At 59.8% G+C, this 465-nt stretch carries 1 protein-coding gene; it reads right to left on the bottom strand.

Annotation, left to right across the window (positions count from 1 at the left end; genetic code table 11):
* Positions 1 to 465: SulP family inorganic anion transporter (locus AC2A1N_RS16420; RefSeq protein WP_484372892.1), on the bottom strand; the 465-nt coding region annotated here is incomplete at both ends.

Raw genomic sequence — 465 nt, 5'->3', positions numbered from 1 at the left:
AGACGCAAAGAACACCTGCCCCTTCACAACGTAGACGCGCGAGTCGGTCTCGACCTGGGTGTCGTCGATGATCAGCATCTTGCCGACCTTGCGGGTGAAGAACACCGCCGACAGGATCACGCCTGTCAACACGCCTTTGGCGAGGTCGTGGGTAGCCACGGTCACGATGACCGTGCCAATCATCACGACCGAAGAGCTCTTGGGATGAATGGCCAGCTCGCGCAGCGAGCGCCAGCTGAAGGTGCCGATGCTGACCATGATCATCACCGCGACCAGTGCGGCCATTGGAATCTGACTCACCAGGTTTGACCCATAAACAACCAGAAGGAGCAAAACCACGCCGGCCACAAGGCACGAGAGACGGCCCCGGCCACCGGAAGTGATGTTGATCACCGACTGGCCGATCATTGCACAGCCTGCCATGCCCCCAAAGAAGCCCGTTACGGTGTTAGCCAAGCCTTGGCC

The organism is Stenotrophomonas maltophilia group sp. SKK55, from assembly GCF_057179845.1.
Note: the sequence above shows the minus strand (reverse complement) of the source record. Positions and strands in the feature narration are given on the sequence as shown.